Source organism: Bombella saccharophila (assembly GCF_026385475.1).
GTDB lineage: Bacteria > Pseudomonadota > Alphaproteobacteria > Acetobacterales > Acetobacteraceae > Bombella > Bombella saccharophila.
Genome location: NZ_JANIDW010000004.1, coordinates 19,026 through 38,207 on the forward strand (window position 1 = coordinate 19,026; position 19,182 = coordinate 38,207).

Below are 19,182 nucleotides of genomic sequence, written 5' to 3' on the forward strand. Positions count from 1 at the left end.
AATAGGCCCCTCATGCAAGGATGAATCCACCACCCAAAACACGCTCCCCCTCATACATCACGCATGCTTGCCCCGGTGCGGGCAAAGCGGGCTCTTCGAGCTGAACTTCTGCCCGGTTTCCCTCTAAAGGTCGTATAAGAGCCTGGCGCAACCCCTCACGCGCACGTAGCTGCACCCCGCAGCGCACGCCATCTGCTGGGGCATCAATCAGCCAATTCATATCCCTTAGCTGGACGATGCGGCGGCTCTCATCATGAATGACCTTCTGACGCGGGCCAACAATGATGCGGCGGGAAGGCACATCAATCGCCGTGACCATCTGCCGTTCCCCCGTACCGGTATGAATATCCCCTAACCGGCGGCTCTGCCCCACAGTGTAACGTGCAATCCCCTCATGCTGGCCCAGCACATTGCCGTGCTCATCTACAATATCGCCCGGCCCACCAATCTCTGGTCGCATCTTCTCCACCAATGTGGCGTAAGAGCCATTCGTCACAAAGCAAATATCCTGACTATCGCGCTTTGTCGCCACATCCAGCCCTAGCTCCTCCGCTAAGGCACGGACATAAGCTTTATCGGGCATCTCCCCAAGGGGGAAGCGGAGAAACTCCAACTGTTCTCGCGTTGTGGCAAAGAGAAACCAACTTTGGTCTCTATCCCGATCCACAGGGCGGTGCATCTCCACCCCAGTAGGGCCCTCAACCCGGCGGACATAATGGCCAGTCGCCATAGCCTCGCAGCCTAAATCCCGCGCCATTGTCAGGAGGTCCGTAAACTTAACGCCCTGATTACAAGCCACACAAGGGACAGGGGTTTCTCCCCGGGCGTAAGAATCGGCAAAACTCTCAATAACGCTATCGCGGAAGCGGCTCTCCGCATCAATAACGTAATGAGGAAAACCGATTTTCTCCGCCACTAAACGCGCATCCATAATGTCCCGCCCTGCACAGCAAGCCCCCGGCTTGGCGGGGCCGCTATGGTCGTAAAGCTGTAAGGTGGCCCCGATGACCTCGTGGCCTTGCTGCTTGAGCAACGCTGCCACAACAGAACTATCGACCCCACCAGACATAGCTACAAGGATGCGCATAACGCTTACCTTACCCCGCTTTGGGAAGATGAACGACAAGGCCATCCAGCTCATCTGTCATGATGATTTGGCAGCCAAGGCGCGATGTTTTCTCCAGCCCAAAGGCGAGGTCGAGCATATCTTCTTCATCATCGGTTGGGCTGGTGAGTTTATCGGCCCATGCTGGGTCCACGATAACATGGCATGTCGCACATGCTAGGGAGCCCTCACAGGCTCCTTCAAGGTCGATATTATGCTCATGGGCAATCTCCAAGACGGAGAGACCTGCCTGTGCCTCCACCTCATGGCGGCTACCATCACGCTCAACAAAAACCATCCGTGGCATAAACCCTCACTCCCTCTGAAATCCACGCAGGCGTGGTTAACCACCTGTTAAAACCTGCCTAAATTGAGCCACTGCGCGCTCCACGTCATCTGCTGAGGTAAAGCGTCCGACCGAAAGACGCAAGCTCCTGCGTGCTTCTCTATCGGTCAAGCCCATTGCCTGCAATACATAAGACGGCGCACCAGACGCTGCCGAACATGCTGAACCAGCCGAAAAAGCCAGCCCCGGCAGGGATTTCATCAAGTCTTGAGCCTCCGGCCCATCAGGTAAGCAGCAATTCAGTACACCCGGCAGATGCGGAGCTTGGCCGCCATTAAGCCGCGCTGTTGGGCAAAGCCTCTGCATAGCCTGCCAAAGCTGGCCGCGCAATGCCATAAGACGCGGCACCTCCTCCGGCTGGGCAGCTAAGGCAAAACGTGCAGCAACGGCCATCCCTACAATGAGCGGGACAGGCAATGTGCCAGAGCGCATACCACGCTCCTGCCCGCCACCAGAGACCAAAGGCAATAACCGCACACGAGGCCGCCGCCTTATATATAACGCTCCGACCCCTTTAGGGCCGTATAGCTTATGGGCCGAGAATGAGGCGAGGTCGATCCCCTCTAAACTGCATGGTAATTTACCGAACATCTGGGCCATATCAACATGCAACAACGCCCCTGCTTGCTTGATAAGCGGCATAAGCTGGGGGATGTCGTGGACGATACCTGTCTCGTTATTCGCCGCCATGAGGCTTACAAGCGCGGTTGGTGTTTTTAAGGCCTCGGCTAATCGATTTGGCTCTACACGCCCATCAGGCCCTACGGGGAGGATAATAGGCTCAAACCCTTCATCTGCGAGGGAGCGCACAGCCTCCAACACGCATTTATGTTCCGTTGCGGCTGTAATAACACGCCGTCTTGTATCGCCCTGCGTCTTTAAGAACCGCACCGCCCCTTTAATGGCCAAATTATTGGATTCAGTCGCCCCCGAGGTCCATATCACCTCATGAGGGCTCACCTGCAAAAGCTGCGCCATCTCCTGGCGAGCCTCCTCTATGGCCTCCTCCGCCGCACGGCCAAGCTGATGCACACTCCCAGCATTACCAAAGGACGCCGTAAAATAGGGCAGCATGGCCTCTATAACACGCGGGTCACAGGGGGTTGTCGCGAGGTAATCTAAATAGATAACCTCCTGCTTATCCGCCTTCATAACGTAGTACGATTTTGTAAGAGGCCACGCTCGGCAAATCGCTGCGCCATACGGCTATAAGCCTGCCCAAAGGCACGCACATGCTCTGCTTGCACATTCCATGGCAGAGAGATGCGAATCGCCTGCCCTGCGCCTTCGCCTTGCCCCATAGCCTCCAACACATGGGAGCGCGCCACTTTGCCGGACGAACAGGCCGAGCCAGCAGAGACGCAATACCCCTCAATATCCAAGGCCATAAGCTGCATCTGCGCCGCTACACCGGGTAGAAGGGCACTCACCGTATTCGGCAAGCGCGGGACGTCACGGCCCATAATGACCGCCCCTGCATGGCAGCAGATGGCCTCTAGCTCATCACGCAATATCTGCAGGCGACTCCATTCTTGCTGCTGGCTTTCCACCAACGCAGCGGCCATGCTGAGATGCGCTGCAAGGGCGGGGGTACCCCCGCGCCGTCCACGCTCTTGCCCCCCACCGGGAAGAAGGGGGGGTAAGGGCCGGTCCTCTGGCAGAAGAAGAGCCCCCGCCCCCATCACCCCGCCCATCTTATGGGCAGATAAAGCAAGGCTCGCCCCTACTAACGCCCCTGACGCCACGGCTTGAGAGAAAGGGTCTGTCCCGCTCATTCGCCCTGCTGCTTGCACCGCATCAATATGCAAATGCGCCCCATATTGGCGGCATAAAGCGGCAATATCCTCCAACGGTGCGTACACGCCTGTCTCATTATTCGCCGCCATAATACATACGAGCGCACCTGCCTCTGCTACATGAGAGGCAAGCTGTGTTTCCAAAGCGGCACATTCTATGAGACCGTTTTGATCCACCGGAATCACACATGCCTCCGGCGCGGCTTTACGAATGGCGTCATGCTCGGTCGCACCGATGAGGATAGACCGCCCTACCGCATGGCCAAAACCATGCACGGCAAGCGTATTCGCCTCCGTCCCGCCGGAGGTGAACACACAGCTATCCGCCTCTCGCCCAAAAGCCCCGACAAGCTGTTTGCGTGCTTGCTCTAGCATCACACGGGCCTTACGCCCTGCTGTATGCACAGAGGCGGGATTGCCCAGCTGGGCCAGCCCCTCATTCAACGCCTGTTGGGCTATGGGGCGTAACGGCTCTGTCGCATTAGCATCCAAATAAAGCGGGTTATGCTGTGAAGGCGGGGCATGAAGCATGGAGACTCCTCCTCTTTCTGCTGCCTCTGATAAACCTGACCCTTATAAAGAGACAAACATAATCTGATTTACTTTTTTGAAAAAACCAGCATGTGAGAGTCGATTTTACTAGAAATTAGTAAAGCAAAACCGATATACAACGCCGATATGCTTCTCTTAGCGGGGCCTATAACCTCACGCTAAGGATGTAAAATCGTGTCTAGTCGTCTGATACAGGGCTGGGCATATCGGTTCGCACATCACTCTGGGCCTTAAATCATACAGGCAGTAGGGTGGACAAAAAGATTGAGAGACGCATGCCTGAAGTCATGTTTGCTGGCCCTGATGGGCGGCTTGAAGGCCATTATCACCATTCCGAAGACCCTAACGCTCCTCTCGCCCTTGTCATCCACCCCCACCCGCTCCATGGCGGGACGATGAATAACCGCATCACTTACACCATGTATCGGCGTTTTCAGATGATGGGGTTTTCCGTCCTGCGTTATAATTCCCGCGGGGTTGGCCGCTCTCAAGGCCGTTATGATGGCGGTATTGGGGAAATCTCCGATGCAGCCGCCGCTCTGGACTGGATGCAGATGATTAACCCCAACTCCTCGGAGTTGTGGATTGCTGGCTATTCCTTCGGAGCCTTTGTAGGGATGCAACTGCTGATGCGCCGGCCAGAAATCCGCGGTTGGATTAGCGTTGCCCCCCCTGCTGATGATTATGACTTCAACTTCCTCGCCCCCTGCCCCTGTAGCGGGTTAATGATTGCTGGTGGGCGGGATAGCATGGCCCCGGAGCCTGTCATCCGTAAACTGGTTGAGAAGCTCAACACACAAAAGAATGTGACGGTGGATTATCGCATCTTCCCAGAGGCAGACCACATCTTCTCCCAGCAAGCGGAGCTGATTGCCGATGCGTTGGAGGACCATGTCACCACCCGGCAGAAAAACCTCTTTGCACCAGAGCCTGCCTCTATCGCCGCCCCCGCGCTAGAGCATGAAGCAGAGCCAGAACATGCTGAAGAGACCATCGGCTAAGCGATCCCCCTTGCTATAGACTATTGAGAAGAGCTTTTTCATGACCGATATCGCGCTTAAAAGCCCTTTCCTGCGGGAAGCTCAGGCCCGTGGGATGATCTTCCAATGCACCGATTATGAGGCGTTGGATGCTCTTATGCAGGAAGGCCCCATTACGGCCTATATCGGCTTTGACCCTACAGCTGATTCCCTGCATGTGGGTAATGCGATGTCGATTATGATGTTGCGGCTTTTACAAAAGCACGGCCATCACCCTATCGCGCTCATCGGTGGGGGGACGGCGAAAATTGGCGACCCGTCCTTCCGCGATGAGGCCCGCTCGCTCATGAGCAACGAGACCATCACCCATAATCTTGCAGGGTTGCGCGCCTCACTGGGGCAATTTTTGGATTTTGATGATGGTCAATGTCGCCTCGTCAATAATGCGGATTGGTTGGATAAGCTCTCTTACATCAGCCTATTGCAAGATGTTGGGGTGCAATTCTCTGTCAGTCGGATGCTCTCTTTTGAGAGTGTGAAGCAACGCCTTGAGCGTGAGCAGGGGCTGACCTTCTTAGAGTTCAACTACTCCATCCTTCAGGCATTCGACTTCCGGGAGCTCTATCGCCGTCATGGGGCCATCCTTCAGATGGGGGGCTCTGACCAATGGGGCAATATCGTCTCCGGCATTGACCTCGCTCGCCGTACCGATGGGGCGCGGCTATTTGGGCTGACAACACCGCTTGTTACCACCTCCTCTGGGGCTAAGATGGGCAAGTCCGCCAATGGGGCGGTGTGGGTCCGCAAAGAGCGGCGGCCTGTATTTGATTACTGGCAGTTCTGGCGCAATACGGAAGATGCGGATATAGGCCGCTTCCTCAAAATGTTTACCGACCTCCCCGTGGAGGAATGTGAACGCCTCGGCGCGCTGGAAGGGGCAGAGATTAACGAGGCCAAGAAGATTCTGGCTACAGAGGCCACAGCCATCTGCCACGGCCGTGCTGCCGCTGAGGAAGCCGCTGCAACCGCCCGCACCGTGTTTGAGCAAGGCAGCACACAAGCCGCCCTGCCAGAAGTCACCCTGCCTGCCAGCCTATTTGCCGAGGGCGTACCTGCCTTTAAGCTCTTTGCAGAGGCAAGCTTAGCCGCCAGCGGGGGCGAGGCACGCCGCCTCATCCGCGGGGGTGGTGCCCGGCTGAATGATGTCGTCATCAAAGATGAGAATCAAATCATCACATCTGCCGACCTAACAGACGGCACGCTAAAGCTCTCCTCCGGCAAGAAGAAACATATCCTCATCCGGGTAGAGTAACAGGGCAGCCCTCCTAGAGGGGCACGTGCTCCAGCACCCATTCCACCTTTTGCTGGCGGCGGGGGCGTGTCTCGGCCCCCTCCTTCTCTGTTACAGGTGATGTTAACGTCCGGCCGGGGCGGGAATAAACGACAATCTGGCGCGTTTCCACCGGTGTGCCGCGGCCCATATACAGGTCGTCCTCCACGGCTATCTCTCCACCTGTTTGATGAAAACGCCATATCTCAGAGGCTGTATGGAGGATAATCTCTTCATCCTCGCGCTCTACCCGCACATCAGGATGAATATGGAAACGCAGCGCAAAAGACACATCACGCTCCCCTTCCACACGCTCGCAGCCGCGTAACTCCTCCCCTGAAGGGTCTAAAAAGAGCGAGCGGGACCATATCACCCCATGAGAGGGATAATAGCCATTATGAGAGAGATGCACGGCGTCTGCTCGGCCCTCTCGCTCTTGCTGGCAACGCACTTGTGAAGGCCGGTGCGTTATATGACCATCCGCCCCAAACCCTGATGAGGATTCCCCCTCCACAATTAGGGCTGTATGAGCAGCAGACGAGCGCAAGGCGCGTTGCCATCCCCCGCCCATAGCAGAGCCACAATTTACAAATAATCGCTGCCGATGATGGGAGAACTCAAAAGACAACGTCCCCGCATGGGCCATACGGTCCAACCCGCGCGGTGGGGGTGGGGCTGCATCCACCAATAAAAGGGCCCGCCCTGCTGTAAGCCGCACAAAACCACCTTGGCTCAAACTCGAGGCAACAATGCGGTAGCGTTCGGCTTGCTCTAACAAAGCGGTAATGGATTTTGCGCCATGTTCCTGCGCGCCATTAAAGAGGGCTAGCCCCCCATCGCCATGGCAAAAAGCCCGCAATACTGCACAAGCCCGCCCTAAAGCGACAGAGACGCACTCTGGTGGCAGCCATTGCAAAACACCGAACATCCCTTGAATCGCAGTAAGTTCCTGCACGCAGCGATATTGCGCTTCCGGGCTACGCTCTGCTGCAATACCCTCCTCCCCCAGCAGACGGGTCAACACATGGGGAAGTTGCTCCTCAAAGCGTTTAAAAAAGCCATCATAATGAGGCACCGCCATATAGACGGCTAACACCCCACGCAGAGCAGCAAGCTCCTCCCAACCTAATGAGGAAAGAGGCAACATTGCCGAGAGCCGCCGTCCATCCTTCACTGCAGCCTCTAACACAATATGCTGTGTGTTCACTGTAGCGGTGGAAAGGCAGAATTCATAATGCCCGAACCAATTTGCCAAACGGCGGCCTATTACCCCACCCTCCCGCGCAATAGGGTCATTAGGAGGACGGTCCGCCCATGAGGCCACCATAGAACGCGCCAATAGCCGCGCCCCATTCGTGCCGAACGTACGCAGATCCTTCAACCAATCAAAACTATAGAACCAACGCCGTACATCCTCAGGCCAATCATTCTTATGCCAAACATCCCGCATTGGTAGGCGATACGTTTTTTGTGCAAAGCGGAATACACCACCTGTCAGCAACGCAGCTTGGTCGATGTCCCCTTCTTCTCGATCCTGATACAAGCAGACAGGGCCAACCTCACCGCGCTGGCGAGCCGGTAAGGAAGCACATAAAAGCCGAACATACCGCCAGCAGGACTTAAACAAGCCTCAGCCCCCTCTCATGCACGACGTGCGGGGCGGGCCGCAGCGCGCATCCCCTCTATAGCGGCTTTGCGGTCATCCTTGCCAAAAATAGCAGAGCCTGCCACGAGCATAGTCGCCCCGGCCTCCGTCACCAACGGGGTTGTAGTTTCATCAATCCCACCATCAACGCCTAGTGTAATATCCCGCCCGCTCTTACGGATCATCTCTGCAAGGGTGCGGATTTTAGCAAGCTGACCATGCAGGAACTTCTGCCCCCCAAAACCGGGATTAACCGTCATAACCAAGATAATATCGACCATATCCATGACTTCGGACAAAGCCTCTGGTGGGGTTGCAGGACAGATCGCCACCCCTGCTTTACAGCCTAAGGCGTGGATGGTTTGCAGCGTCCGATGCAGATGAGCATTCCCCTCCACATGCACCGTAATATGATCTGCTCCCGCTTTGGCCGTGGCCTCTAAATACGGGTCCACAGGGTCAATCATCAAATGGACATCAAACTTAGCCTGACTATGCGGCCGCAAAGCTTTAATAACCGGCATCCCAAAGGAAATATTAGGCACAAAATGCCCATCCATAACATCAAGATGCAACCATGGGGCCTCTACCACCGCGCTCATTTCCTGACGCAGATTAGAGAAATCAGCAGCAAGCAGGCTCGGTGCAATTACAGGCATATGCCCCCCATTTTAAGAAAGACTAAATTCATACATCCCGATATTGGCAGAAACAGGCATTTTTACAAGAGAAACCGCCCGCCCCTCCTCCCCCATAGGGCTTGTCTCTATTGAACGCACACTCTTATCTCTGCTAACAAAGCATATATGTTCCGAGGGGTGCCTTCATCTGCAAGGCTGAGAGGATGGGTAAGGCCATCCAACCCTTTGAACCTGATCCGGTTCGTACCGGCGAAGGGACAGGAAAATAGTACGGATGGGACAACCCCATCTTCCCCTGAACTAACGCCAGCCCAGCGAACCTTCCCTATCGACCTCTCGAAGGTGAAGATTCTATGCGCTTATCTTTTTCTAGCTTACAGGCCCTCCTCTTACTCCCCTTATGTTGCCCCAGCTTAGCCTTGGCTGAGGAGCAAACAAAAGGCCAACAGACGCACACACCAACACATCCCACCTCACATCCCACCACCTCACATCCCCATGATGTGCAGGCAAAAGAGGTGGAATATATCACCACCCATGCCACAACGGAGGTCACCCAACGCGGTGGGGGGTTAATCCGCCCTCAACATGGCACGCAATCCATCAGTGAGGTGGGCCGTAGCTATATGGATGTACAAGCCCCTACGGCTTCGGCTTTTCAGCTTGTCTCCATTTTACCCGGTGCAAATGTTGCTACCTCCGACCCTTTTGGCATTTCCCCTAATACGAATATCAGTGTCCGTGGGCTAAATGGGGATGCTATTGGCTATGTCTTAGAGGGTATGCCCCTCAATGATATTGCCTCTTATGGTGGGTATCCCAACCAATTTGCTGATACAGAGAATTACAGCACCGTTGGGCTGCAACAAAGCTCCTCCGACCTTGATAGCCCCGTCCTCAATGCCGCTGGTGGGTTGATGAAGCTCTCCTTCCTAGACCCGGCCTTTAAACCCGGCGGGTTTGCCTCTTTCTCATACGGCTCTTTTAACACGCGGCGCGGCTTCCTCCGGCTTGAGACAGGCGAGATTGGCCATAGTGGCGTCCGCGGCTTTGCCTCTTACTCCAACACCCATACTGATAATTGGCGCAGCGGCGGGTACGACACCCGCCAGCATATTGACTTCAAGCTCCTTAAAGAATGGGGGCAGGACAATCGCGCAAGCCTTGTTGGGTCATGGAACAGGACCATCACCAGCTATTATCCCTTCACGTCCCTCAAGGATTGGAAAACATACGGCACCCATAGCGGTGCCCTCACCCATCATTATGAACCCGGCGATAATAGCTATAATTACTGGCGACTTTCCCGCGACCCAGAGGAAACGCTCTATGTCGGTGCGCCTGTGCATCTGCGCTTTAACCAGCGTTATAGTTTTGACATCACCCCTTATGCTCAAAGCGCTTATGGTAACTTCCCGTACGGCTCCCAGCTCTCTGGTACAGGCAATTATTATGGCACCCAGCCTGTCTCCTCCCTCCCTTTAACCGATAATCAAACCGTCCGTTCCGAATACACGCAGCGTAGCTATCGCGCTGGGGTGAATATGGCCTTCCATGCCCGGTATAAATGGAATGATTTCGTTATGGGGTATTGGTATGACTACTCCGATGATAACCAACGCCAACCCTTTACCACCGTTAATGATGATGGAAGTTCGGCCAATATTTGGGCCGATAAACGGCGTGACCGTGTGCTAATGCCCAATGGTAACCCTTACCTTGCGGGGGCCTTTCATACTATGTCGCAGGTCAATGCGCTGTATATAGGCGACCATATCTCCCTCATGCAGGATAGATTAGCGATGGATATTGGCTTTAAAGAGGTCATGATGCATCGTTGGGGAACAAATGACGTCCCCGGCCCTCAGCGGACCATCTCTAGTAATAAAGCCGAGCCACTGCCGCGCTTTGGCATGAGGTGGAACTTTACCAAGCAGGACCAGCTCTTCCTCAACGTCAACACCAACTTCCGCGCCCCAACAGCCTCCAGCTATTACAACCAATATGCTGGGACAGATGCGAATGGCAACGCCAATGGCTCCCTCAGCAAAGCGGGGACAAACCATCTTAAAAATGAATATTCCATCGCAGAGGAGTTTGGCTATCGCCGTACGGGGGAATGGATTACTGCGAGCGTGACCTTCTTTAACTACAATTTCCGCAATCGGCAGATTAAAACAGGGGAGCCCAATAACCCCAATATCTCCACCTCCATCAATGCGGGGAAGCAAACCTCACGCGGGGTAGATGTAGAGATTGGCACACGCCCTTGGCATCATCTCAGCCCCTATGCCTCTTTTGAATATCTCCATGCCACCATCGATAGTAACATTGCCGCTAGGGGGGACCTCCTCCCTACAGCAGGCAAAACGGCTATCCGTAGCCCTCATTTCCAAGCGGGAGCGGGGTTACGCTATGATGATGGACACTTCTTCAGCATGGTGACGATGCATTATATAAGCCACCAATATGCCACCTTTATGAATGATGAACGCATCCCTGCCATCATGACGGCAGACCTCGCTTTGGGGTACCGCTTTAACAATATCGGCGTACTCCAAAAACCCACCTTGCGCCTGAACCTGAGCAATTTAAGCAATCAACGTTACCTCTCTGGTATTAACAGCACCGCTTTTAACGCTCATACGACAACCGGCCTGCATGGGACGCGCATTAAAGGCTCCAGCCCTGATTACTTCATCGGCAGTCCCTTTGCCGCCCTTGCAAGCTTTACGGCGGGGTTTTGAGCATGTCTACACGCCCCCTTGGCTTAGAGAGCGGCTATAATAGCTGTGTGTGGCCCGCCCTTACGCGCGCTGATGTAGCAACTCTCTTGCCTCATTGGGGCATGCATCCCGCTAAAGAGCCTATCCTCTGGCATAGCCAGCGGCCCTTTTCTGCCTCGGCCATCATCGCGTTGCAGGATGGCCAGCATATCTTCCTCAAACGGCATGGGCGGGCTTTGCGCTCCGCCCGCACAGTGACAGAGGAACATCGCTTTGCCCAACATCTCGCAGCGCAAGGGCTAGCCGTATGCGCCCCACTCCCTATGGAGGATGGCACCACCGCCAAAGCAGAAGGGCATTATGTTTATGAGGCCTTTCCCCTCTTTACCGAGCACGATGCTTATCGCGGGCTTGAATCATGGCGGCCTTATAAAAGCACGCCCCAAGCGGCCTCTAGCGGGCGGCTCCTTGCCCAGTTACATCACGCTAGTGCGGGGTATGACGCGCCCCCGCGCCATAATCCCCCCCTCACCTCCATCCGCCATCCCCTGCTCGGGCCATCCTTAGACGATACACTCCTCCCTTGGGCAGCACAGCAAAAGGGCCTTACATCACTTTACTCCCTTGAGGATGTACGCTCTGACGTTCTGCCCCTTTTAGAGCCATTTCATCAGGCCTTACGCCCCCTCTTACCGCATGACCGCCCCCTTTGGGGACATGGTGATTGGCATGGGGCAAATCTCTTATGGCAGAATGAGGGGCAAGACCTCACCGCCGTGCGTATCTTCGATTTCGGCATGTGTGACCAAACCAGTGCCGCTTTTGACCTCGCTGTAGCGATAGAGCGTAGCTTCATTAGCTGGCTCGCCCCTGACGGCTCCCCCACCGTGCATGAGGAGCAGCTACGCGCCTTCCTCCACGCTTATGATGCCCAACGCCCAAGAAGCCTCGTAGAACGACACCTCACAGCACGCTGGCTCCCCCTCTGCCATGTGACCTTTGCCCTCTCTGAAACGGCTTATTACGGCCATACGCTCCATAACCAAGCAGCGGCAGAGATTTCTTGGCGGGATTATCTCATCGGCCATGCAGAATGGTTCCATTCCCCCACAGGGCGTACCCTCCTAAGCATGTTGGAGGCATGTTAAATGATGGAGCTTATCGCTGCATGCTTTAGTGCAAGTGGGGTATGGCTAACCGCCCAACGCTGCCTCATCGGCTGGCCAATTTCCCTCCTAGCGACCTTTCTTTATGGCTGGGTCTTTTTCCATGCCCGCCTTTATGCCGATACCATATTGCAAGGGGTGTTTAGCCTCACCATCCTTTATGGCTGGGCTTTATGGGCACGGGATAAAGCACGGCAAAACACCCTCCCGCCCCAGCCGCTGGCCCTCAAAAAAGCCATCATAGAGACGCTTGGCTTTTTTATCCTCTCCACCTTATGGGTTATAGCCCTGCGCTGTTGGAGTGACGACCCAGCCCCCCTCCTTGATGGCGGCCTAAGCGGGGCCAGCTTACTCGCCCAATTATGGACCGCACGGCGGCACCGCATAAGCTGGCTGCTCTGGGCAGGGATTGATGTAATTTATACAGGGCTTTTCTTCAGCCGTTCGCTCAGCATTACCGCTTTGCTTTACGGGGGCTATACCCTTCTCGGCCTCTATGGCTATTGGCGGTGGAAGGCCTAAAAAGCGACGACCCTTTATTGGGTCATCCGGTCCAACTCCTCAGGGGTGAGACGCTGAATCCGCACCGCTTTACCTGTGGAATCATAATAGACAATCGCCGCACCGCGCCGCTCGGCATAGCCGTCAGGCACGCCACTCTTTTTACGAAAAATCAACCGCCCATGCTCTGGCTGAATCGTCACCTCATCCCCGCGTGGGACAAAATGGAACATGCTGTAATCAGCATGAACACGCGGCAAGCTGGTTTTGGGCATGGGCTTACGCACAACACTATCTAGCCCATCAGCCCCATCATCAGCATAACTAAGCCCCGCACTGCCTATCATCAGGGCCATCAGCCCTAGCCCTAAACCGAGCGTCTTTACCAAACCCATTGCCTCTCTCCTCACCCACCGCAATGCGGCGCGTACGTTACTTCTGCCCTTGGCTCTTACGACTCCACCCCCCACCTAATGCACGATAAAGGGTTACCATATTTTGGAACCGTGCCGCCTCCACAACAATACGGCTCTGCTGGGCTTGGTAAAGCTGACGCTCCTGCACCAAGGTGGTTAGATAATTATCGATCCCCGCATGATAGCGCATCCGGGCGAGGTCGTAAGCCCATTGGGTTTGTGTCTCTAAAACAACCATATGCTCATCTTGCCGGCGATAAGTCTCCCGCGCTGTCAACGCATCGGATACTTCTCGAAATGCCGATTGCACGGCTTTTTGATATTGCGCCACATTCTGCGCAAGCCTTGCTTTTGCTGTCCGTAAGTTCCCCTGATTCACACCCCATGTGAGCAAGGGGATGCTTATATTAGGGGAGACACCCCATGTTTCGGCCAAATGGCTAAAGAGCTTGCGAAATTGCAGCGAGCTTGTCCCCTCATTCGCTGTAAGGGTTACCCGTGGGAAGAAGGCCGCCCGCGCCGCACCAACGGAGGCATTCGCCCCCAATAGCAGATGCTCTGCAGCCATAATATCAGGCCGTTGCTCTAAAAGGTCGGACGGCAAACCCGCCGGTAATTCCGCAATCATCGTTTGTCGGCCCATCGGCAAAGCCGGGGGCAGATTCGCCGGCAAGGGCGTGCCGACTAAAAGTTGTAAGGAATGTTCATCATCAGCAACGGCCCGCGTCTCTTTCTCCTCATCAGAGCGTGCTTGCTCTAACTCCGCCGCACTTTGGGCGAGAGTGAGCGCATCTAACTCATCATGCTTAAACTTAAGGTCATTCAACCGCCATGTATCGGCCCGCGTCCGCGCTGTATTGCGCGCAAGGTCTAGCAATCGTTTATCAGCCAACCATTGAATATATGTACTTGCCACCTGCGAAACTGTCGTCAGCCACAGGTTACGCAGATTCTCAGCCGCACTTAATGTTTGCTCCTGCTGGGCGCGCGCCATATTGCGAATACGCCCCCATAGGTCAATCTCATAAGATGAGAACCCAATGGATGTCTGATAAAAACGCAATGTAGAAATTGAGCGACCAGAACCCGGCGCAAAGGCAAAGCCCGCCGTATCCGATGGCCCCACATATTGGGCTCCCCCACCAGCCGAAATGGTCGGGAAAAGGGCGGCATTCTGTACTTGATACTGCCCACGCTCTGCCGCGACTGCCGCCATCTGCGCGGCGAGGTCTCGGTTATTGGTCAAAGCCAGAGTGATAAGGGCCTTTAAGCGGGGGTCTGTAAAGAAATCCTCCCACCCAAGGTCGGAGACACGCTGATGTACCGGCTGGCCAGGTTTTAACTCCGCATCGGCTGGGTATTTCTGTGCAACGGCGGGGTCTGGGCGGTGATATTTCGGGGATAAATTGCACGAGGCAAGCAGCATACTGCCCACAGCCATCACCCCGTAAGTGAGGCTCCGTTTTGTGCTATAAAGGCTCATGCTTGGCCTCCTTCCTGCCCAGCTTCATGCCGCTCTGAAAGACGTTTGACGCGAAAAAGCCGCAGCACCACGACAAAAAAGATGGGGACGAAATACACAGCCAACACCGTTGCCGTAATCATCCCCCCGACAACGCAGGTCCCAATCGCTACACGCGCCGCAGCCCCGGCCCCGGTGGCAATCGCCAAAGGAAACACACCGCATACAAAGGCGATAGAGGTCATCAAAATAGGGCGTAAACGCTCTTGCCCCGCTTTCAACACAGCCTCTTCTAACGTATCGCCGCTTTCATAAAAGGCCTTGGCGAATTCAACTATCAGAATGGCGTTTTTGACAGCTAGCCCAACAGTGGTCAGCAACCCGACTTGGAAATACACATCATTGCTCAGCCCTCGCCATAGGGTGGAGGCAATCGCCCCTAAGACACCCAAAGGCAGCACCAGCAATACGGAGAAAGGAATCGCCCAACTTTCATACAAAGCAGCAAGGCAGAGCAAAATCACAATCACTGCCAGCGCGTAAAGCGGCCCTGTAGCATTGCCAGAGGCTAATTGCTCAAAAGTGAGACCTGTCCATTCATGCCCGACGCCGGGGGGCAGCGTTTTTAGGATGGCCTCTATCTCCGCAACGGCACGACCAGCACTTACCCCTGCCGCAGGCACACCCTGAATCTCGTAAGAATTAAGGCCGTTATAATTCTCCACCTTCTGCGGCCCTACAATCCAATGGCCAGAGGCAAAAGCGTTAAAGGGCACTAACTCGCCAAGATTATTGCGGATATACCAGCGATTGAGGTCTTCTGGCCTCATGCGGGCAAAAGATTCACCTTGGATATATACCTGTTTTACACGGTCATTCCGGGTGAATTGATTCACATAAATCGAGCCTAAAGCCCCCTGAATGGTCGTATTAATATCCTCGTTGGTAATGCCCTGCGCGTTAGCTTTCTCACGGTTTAAGTCCAACACAAATTGCGGCGCATCTTCCAACCCCATTGGGCGCACAGCAGTAAGCAGAGGGTTCTTCTTCGCTTCATCAAGCAGTTTATTACGCGCCGCAAGGAAGGCTTGATGGCCAATATGACCGTTATCCTCAAGCTCTAAGTCAAAGCCAGTCGCATTACCAAGCTCCATCACAGCAGGGGGATTAAGAGCATAAATCTGCGCCGCAGGGTCACCAGCAAAATGCTTCATGATCTCACTAGCAATCGCCATGCTGGAATGTTTATAGCCCGGTCGCTTATCCCATGGCTTCAGCCGGATAAAGAACGCCCCAGCATTTTGCCCCTGCCCTGCAAAGCTAAAGCCATTCATCGTAAAAACAGATTCAACATCATGGCTATATGTTTTTAGTACATAATCGGTGATGCGATGGTTAATCACCCCCATCTGTGCATCAGTAGCCCCTGGTGGTGTACTAATCTGCCCAAAAATAAGGGCTTGGTCCTCATCAGGTAAGAAGCCTGTTGGAACCTTAATGAACATATAGCCCACAAGCAGCGTTAGGCCTAAAAACACTAACATCGCCGGGAGACGTAAACGCAATAAATGCCGCACCCCGCCTATATAGCGATGCGTTAGCCACTCAAAGCCATTATTAAACCAGATCGCTGGGCGAAAATGGACCTCATGATTGGTTGGCTTTAACATCGTAGCGCAAAGAGAGGGTGTCATAATCATCGCTACGAGGACGGACAACCACATAGCCGCCACAACCGTGATGGAGAATTGCCGGTAAATCACCCCGGTGGACCCACCAAAAGCGGCCATAGGTAAAAAGACCGCTGTAAGGACCAACACAATCCCCACCAACGCGCCGGAGATTTCATCCATCGATTCACGCGCAGCCTCACGCGGGGGGAGATGCTTCTCGCTCATCACACGTTCGACATTCTCCACCACCACGATGGCATCATCCACCAATAGCCCCACTGCGAGGACCATAGCCAACATCGTCAAGGTGTTGATGCTGTACCCCATGATGGACAGCAACCCAAACGTCCCCAGCAACACCACCGGCACGGCGATGGTCGGGATTAATGTCGCGCGGAAATTTTGAAGAAAGACGAGCATCACGACAAAAACCAGAATGATGGCTTCCACCAATGTCTCAATCACTTCCTCAATCGAGTGCGTGATGAAAGGCTCCGTATCCAGCGGGTAAACCACCTTCACCCCTTTAGGGAAGAACTGGGAGAGGTGATTAATCTCCGCGCGCACGGCATCTTCTGTCACCATCTGGTTCGCCCCGGGGGCGAGCTTGAGGGCTAGGGCTGTGGCGGGTTCATTATTATACCGGGATGTGAAATTATAGCTCTGTGAGCCTAGCTCCACACGCCCAATATCGCGCATCCGCACTTGGCTGCCATCTTGTTGGACCTTCAGCAGCATATCGCTAAATTGCGCCGGGTCTGTCAGGCGGACAGGACCGATGATAGTGGCATCAAACCCTACAGATTTTTGTGCTGGTAGGCCGCCTAGCTCCCCTGAGGCAACCTGAATATTCTGATTCTGCACCGCATGCTGTACATCAGCAACTGTCAGGCCATATTTATACAGCTTATCAGGGTCCATCCAAATACGCATGGCATATTCGGAGCCAAAGAGCGTATGGTCCCCCACCCCAGAAATACGCGAGAGAGGGTCCATCACGTTAGAGGCCACGTAATCGGAAAGATCCTTCCCGCTCATGCTGCCATCAGTGGAGATAAAGCCAATCACCATCATAAAGTTCTTGGCAGCCTTTGTGACACTCAAACCTTGATTGACCACTTCCGGCGGAAGGCGCGGTTGGGCAAGCTGTAATTTATTTTGCACCTGCACCTGAGCAATATCGGGGCTTGTCCCTTGCTCAAAGGTTAGGTCAATTTCCATATGCCCATTGCCGTAAGACTGTGCCGATAGATACTCCAAATGGTCCAACCCGGACATTTGTTGGAGAATCGGCTGCACCACCGTGTTATTCACCGTATCGGCAGAGGCCCCGGGGTCATCCACCGCAACGGCAATTTGCGGTGGGGCAATCGTAGGATATTGGGCAATCGGCATACGGGTGATGGAGACACCACCCACAAGCATAATAATCAGCCCAACCACCCACGCAAAAACAGGGCGGTCGATAAAGAAACGCGATAAAGACATACGCTCTTACTCCAGCCCCAGCTCGGCTTTATCGGCTTCATGAGGCTTTACTGTACCTTCGGCCCGTATCTTCTGTAGCCCAGAGATAACCACAGCCTCTCCCTCACTCAGCCCATGTAAAACGTGCCAATTAGCCCCTATGGTCTGCCCCACCGTCACCATCCGCAAATGAACATGATTTTGTTTATCCACCACCATGACATAAGGCTCTGCTTTATGAGTCCTCTGCACCGCTAATTGAGGCACAAGGAGCGCGTTAGGGTCGCTGCCCTCCTTAATATGGGCATGCACGAACATCCCCGGCAAAAGCAATTTATCAGGGTTAGGCATCACCCCGCGTAGGACCAATGTCCCTGTTGCTGGGTCCACCGTGACTTCAGAAAGTTCTAGCTGGCCTGTATGCCCATAAAGAGAGCCATCAGGCAGCTCTACCGTTACAGCAGCATCATTACCTTTACGCTCTAACTGACCAGAGGCCAGCTCCCGCCGTAGACGTATCATATCTTCTGCAGCGAGATTCACATCCACATAGATAGGGTCTAACCGGGTCACAACCGCAATCGCATCACTCTGATTCGCCGTTACCAGCATCCCTGCTGTGTAAAGCGTCCGACCAATGCGCCCATCAATCGGGGCATAAACATGCGTATAGTTAAGATTAACCTGCGCACTCTCCACCGCAGCTTGGCTCTGCACAACCTCTGCATCCGCTTGCCGTGCTGTCGCCAGGGCATCATCATATTCCTGCCGACTTACCGCTCGCGCGCCCACAAGGGATTTATACCGCCGCAACTGCGCATGAGCACGAATGGCACTCGCCTGCGCTTCCATCAACCGTCCACGCGCTTGGTCATACGCCGCTTGGAAGGGAGCAATGTAAATCTGGAATAATTGCTGCCCAGCTTTAACGTCTTTCCCCTCCTCAAACATACGCTCGACCAACACGCCACCAACCTGCGGGCGAATCTGTGCTTGCTCATAGGCTTCCACACGGCCGGGGAGGGAGGTCTCCATCGGGACATTTTGCTTATGCAAGGTCACCACAGCGACCTCTTGCACGGCAGCCTTATGCGGGGCCTTTTTCTGACAGCCCGCTAAAAAGGTGGTGCCTAGTAACATTGTCCCGCCCAAAAGAGCCATACGAGACAAACAAACAGCCGGAAACACGCGACATATGGACATAAATGACACTGGCTCTCTTAGGAAAATCAAACTAAAACTATCTAGCAGGCAAACCGCGTTACCTGCATCACTCGTCTCATACAAGGAGTGGTAATGATAAATGGAAACTAACCAGTTTCCATTCACAAGGTCAAGCCTATAATCCATAAAAAAGGTGCGCTATAACCCTTTAT

At 54.4% G+C, this 19,182-nt stretch carries 15 protein-coding genes and 1 riboswitch; of the genes, 5 read left to right on the forward strand and 10 right to left on the reverse strand.

The window, feature by feature from the left end; translation table 11 throughout:
- Positions 1-10: 10 nt before the first annotated feature.
- The 4 genes from mnmA to NQF64_RS08045 are packed head-to-tail and all read right to left on the reverse strand — an operon-like array spanning position 11 to position 3,778.
- Positions 11-1,087 (reverse strand): tRNA 2-thiouridine(34) synthase MnmA, encoded by a 1,077-nt coding sequence (mnmA, locus tag NQF64_RS08030; protein WP_266107027.1) that lies wholly within the window; start codon positions 1,085-1,087, stop codon positions 11-13.
- Positions 1,088-1,097: 10 nt separating this feature from the next.
- Positions 1,098-1,412, reverse strand: a complete 315-nt coding sequence (locus tag NQF64_RS08035) for a ferredoxin family 2Fe-2S iron-sulfur cluster binding protein (RefSeq protein ID WP_099027482.1) — start codon at positions 1,410-1,412, stop codon at positions 1,098-1,100.
- A 36-nt stretch (positions 1,413-1,448) separates the two neighbouring features.
- Entirely contained in the window at positions 1,449-2,603 is a 1,155-nt protein-coding gene (locus NQF64_RS08040; protein ID WP_266107028.1) for a cysteine desulfurase family protein, read from the reverse strand.
- Positions 2,600-3,778 carry a cysteine desulfurase family protein gene (locus NQF64_RS08045; RefSeq protein WP_266107030.1) on the reverse strand — a complete coding sequence of 393 codons (1,179 nt, stop codon included), beginning with the start codon at positions 3,776-3,778 and terminating at the stop codon, positions 2,600-2,602. The genes NQF64_RS08040 and NQF64_RS08045 overlap by 4 nt, the downstream gene beginning before the upstream one ends.
- Before the next feature lie 296 nt (positions 3,779-4,074).
- Here NQF64_RS08045 and NQF64_RS08050 point away from each other — a divergent pair, with 296 nt between their 5' ends.
- Together NQF64_RS08050 and tyrS are read left to right on the forward strand one after the other, a co-directional pair.
- Positions 4,075-4,800: an alpha/beta hydrolase gene (locus NQF64_RS08050; RefSeq protein ID WP_099027485.1), complete on the forward strand. Its 726-nt coding sequence runs from the start codon at positions 4,075-4,077 to the stop codon at positions 4,798-4,800.
- Positions 4,801-4,840: 40 nt separating this feature from the next.
- Positions 4,841-6,091, forward strand: coding sequence for a tyrosine--tRNA ligase (tyrS, locus tag NQF64_RS08055; RefSeq protein WP_266107031.1), 1,251 nt, complete (start codon positions 4,841-4,843; stop codon positions 6,089-6,091).
- A gap of 13 nt (positions 6,092-6,104) precedes the next feature.
- Here tyrS and NQF64_RS08060 read toward each other — a convergent pair whose 3' ends face one another.
- Positions 6,105-7,736 carry a heparinase II/III family protein gene (locus NQF64_RS08060; protein ID WP_266107032.1) on the reverse strand — a complete coding sequence of 544 codons (1,632 nt, stop codon included), beginning with the start codon at positions 7,734-7,736 and terminating at the stop codon, positions 6,105-6,107.
- 14 nt (positions 7,737-7,750) lie between these two features.
- Positions 7,751-8,413 (reverse strand): ribulose-phosphate 3-epimerase, encoded by a 663-nt coding sequence (gene rpe / locus NQF64_RS08065; protein ID WP_099027488.1) that lies wholly within the window; start codon positions 8,411-8,413, stop codon positions 7,751-7,753.
- Positions 8,414-8,558: 145 nt separating this feature from the next.
- Positions 8,559-8,671: riboswitch (TPP riboswitch) on the forward strand.
- A gap of 77 nt (positions 8,672-8,748) precedes the next feature.
- On the opposite strand from rpe, the gene NQF64_RS08070 reads away from it, so the two are divergent.
- Genes NQF64_RS08070 through pnuC form a run of 3 tightly spaced genes read left to right on the forward strand, consistent with a single transcriptional unit; the run spans position 8,749 to position 12,809 of the window.
- Entirely contained in the window at positions 8,749-11,142 is a 2,394-nt protein-coding gene (locus NQF64_RS08070; RefSeq protein ID WP_266107033.1) for a TonB-dependent receptor, read from the forward strand.
- Positions 11,143-11,144: 2 nt separating this feature from the next.
- Positions 11,145-12,269, forward strand: a complete 1,125-nt coding sequence (locus NQF64_RS08075; protein WP_266107034.1) for a phosphotransferase enzyme family protein — start codon at positions 11,145-11,147, stop codon at positions 12,267-12,269.
- On the forward strand, positions 12,270-12,809 hold the full coding sequence (gene pnuC / locus NQF64_RS08080; protein ID WP_155573946.1) for a nicotinamide riboside transporter PnuC: 540 nt from the start codon (positions 12,270-12,272) through the stop codon (positions 12,807-12,809).
- Between the two features lie 14 nt (positions 12,810-12,823).
- Here pnuC and NQF64_RS08085 read toward each other — a convergent pair whose 3' ends face one another.
- From NQF64_RS08085 to NQF64_RS08100, 4 genes are read right to left on the reverse strand one after another with little or no spacing between them, the layout of a single operon-like run.
- On the reverse strand, positions 12,824-13,183 hold the full coding sequence (locus NQF64_RS08085; protein WP_099027492.1) for a hypothetical protein: 360 nt from the start codon (positions 13,181-13,183) through the stop codon (positions 12,824-12,826).
- 37 nt (positions 13,184-13,220) lie between these two features.
- Positions 13,221-14,687: an efflux transporter outer membrane subunit gene (locus NQF64_RS08090; RefSeq protein WP_266107035.1), complete on the reverse strand. Its 1,467-nt coding sequence runs from the start codon at positions 14,685-14,687 to the stop codon at positions 13,221-13,223.
- Complete coding sequence (locus NQF64_RS08095) at positions 14,684-17,827, reverse strand: efflux RND transporter permease subunit (RefSeq protein WP_099027493.1); 3,144 nt, start codon at positions 17,825-17,827, stop codon at positions 14,684-14,686. Before NQF64_RS08095 ends, NQF64_RS08090 begins: the two co-directional genes overlap by 4 nt.
- 6 nt (positions 17,828-17,833) lie before the next feature.
- Positions 17,834-18,967, reverse strand: coding sequence for an efflux RND transporter periplasmic adaptor subunit (locus NQF64_RS08100; protein ID WP_230880664.1), 1,134 nt, complete (start codon positions 18,965-18,967; stop codon positions 17,834-17,836).
- Positions 18,968-19,182 lie beyond the last annotated feature (215 nt).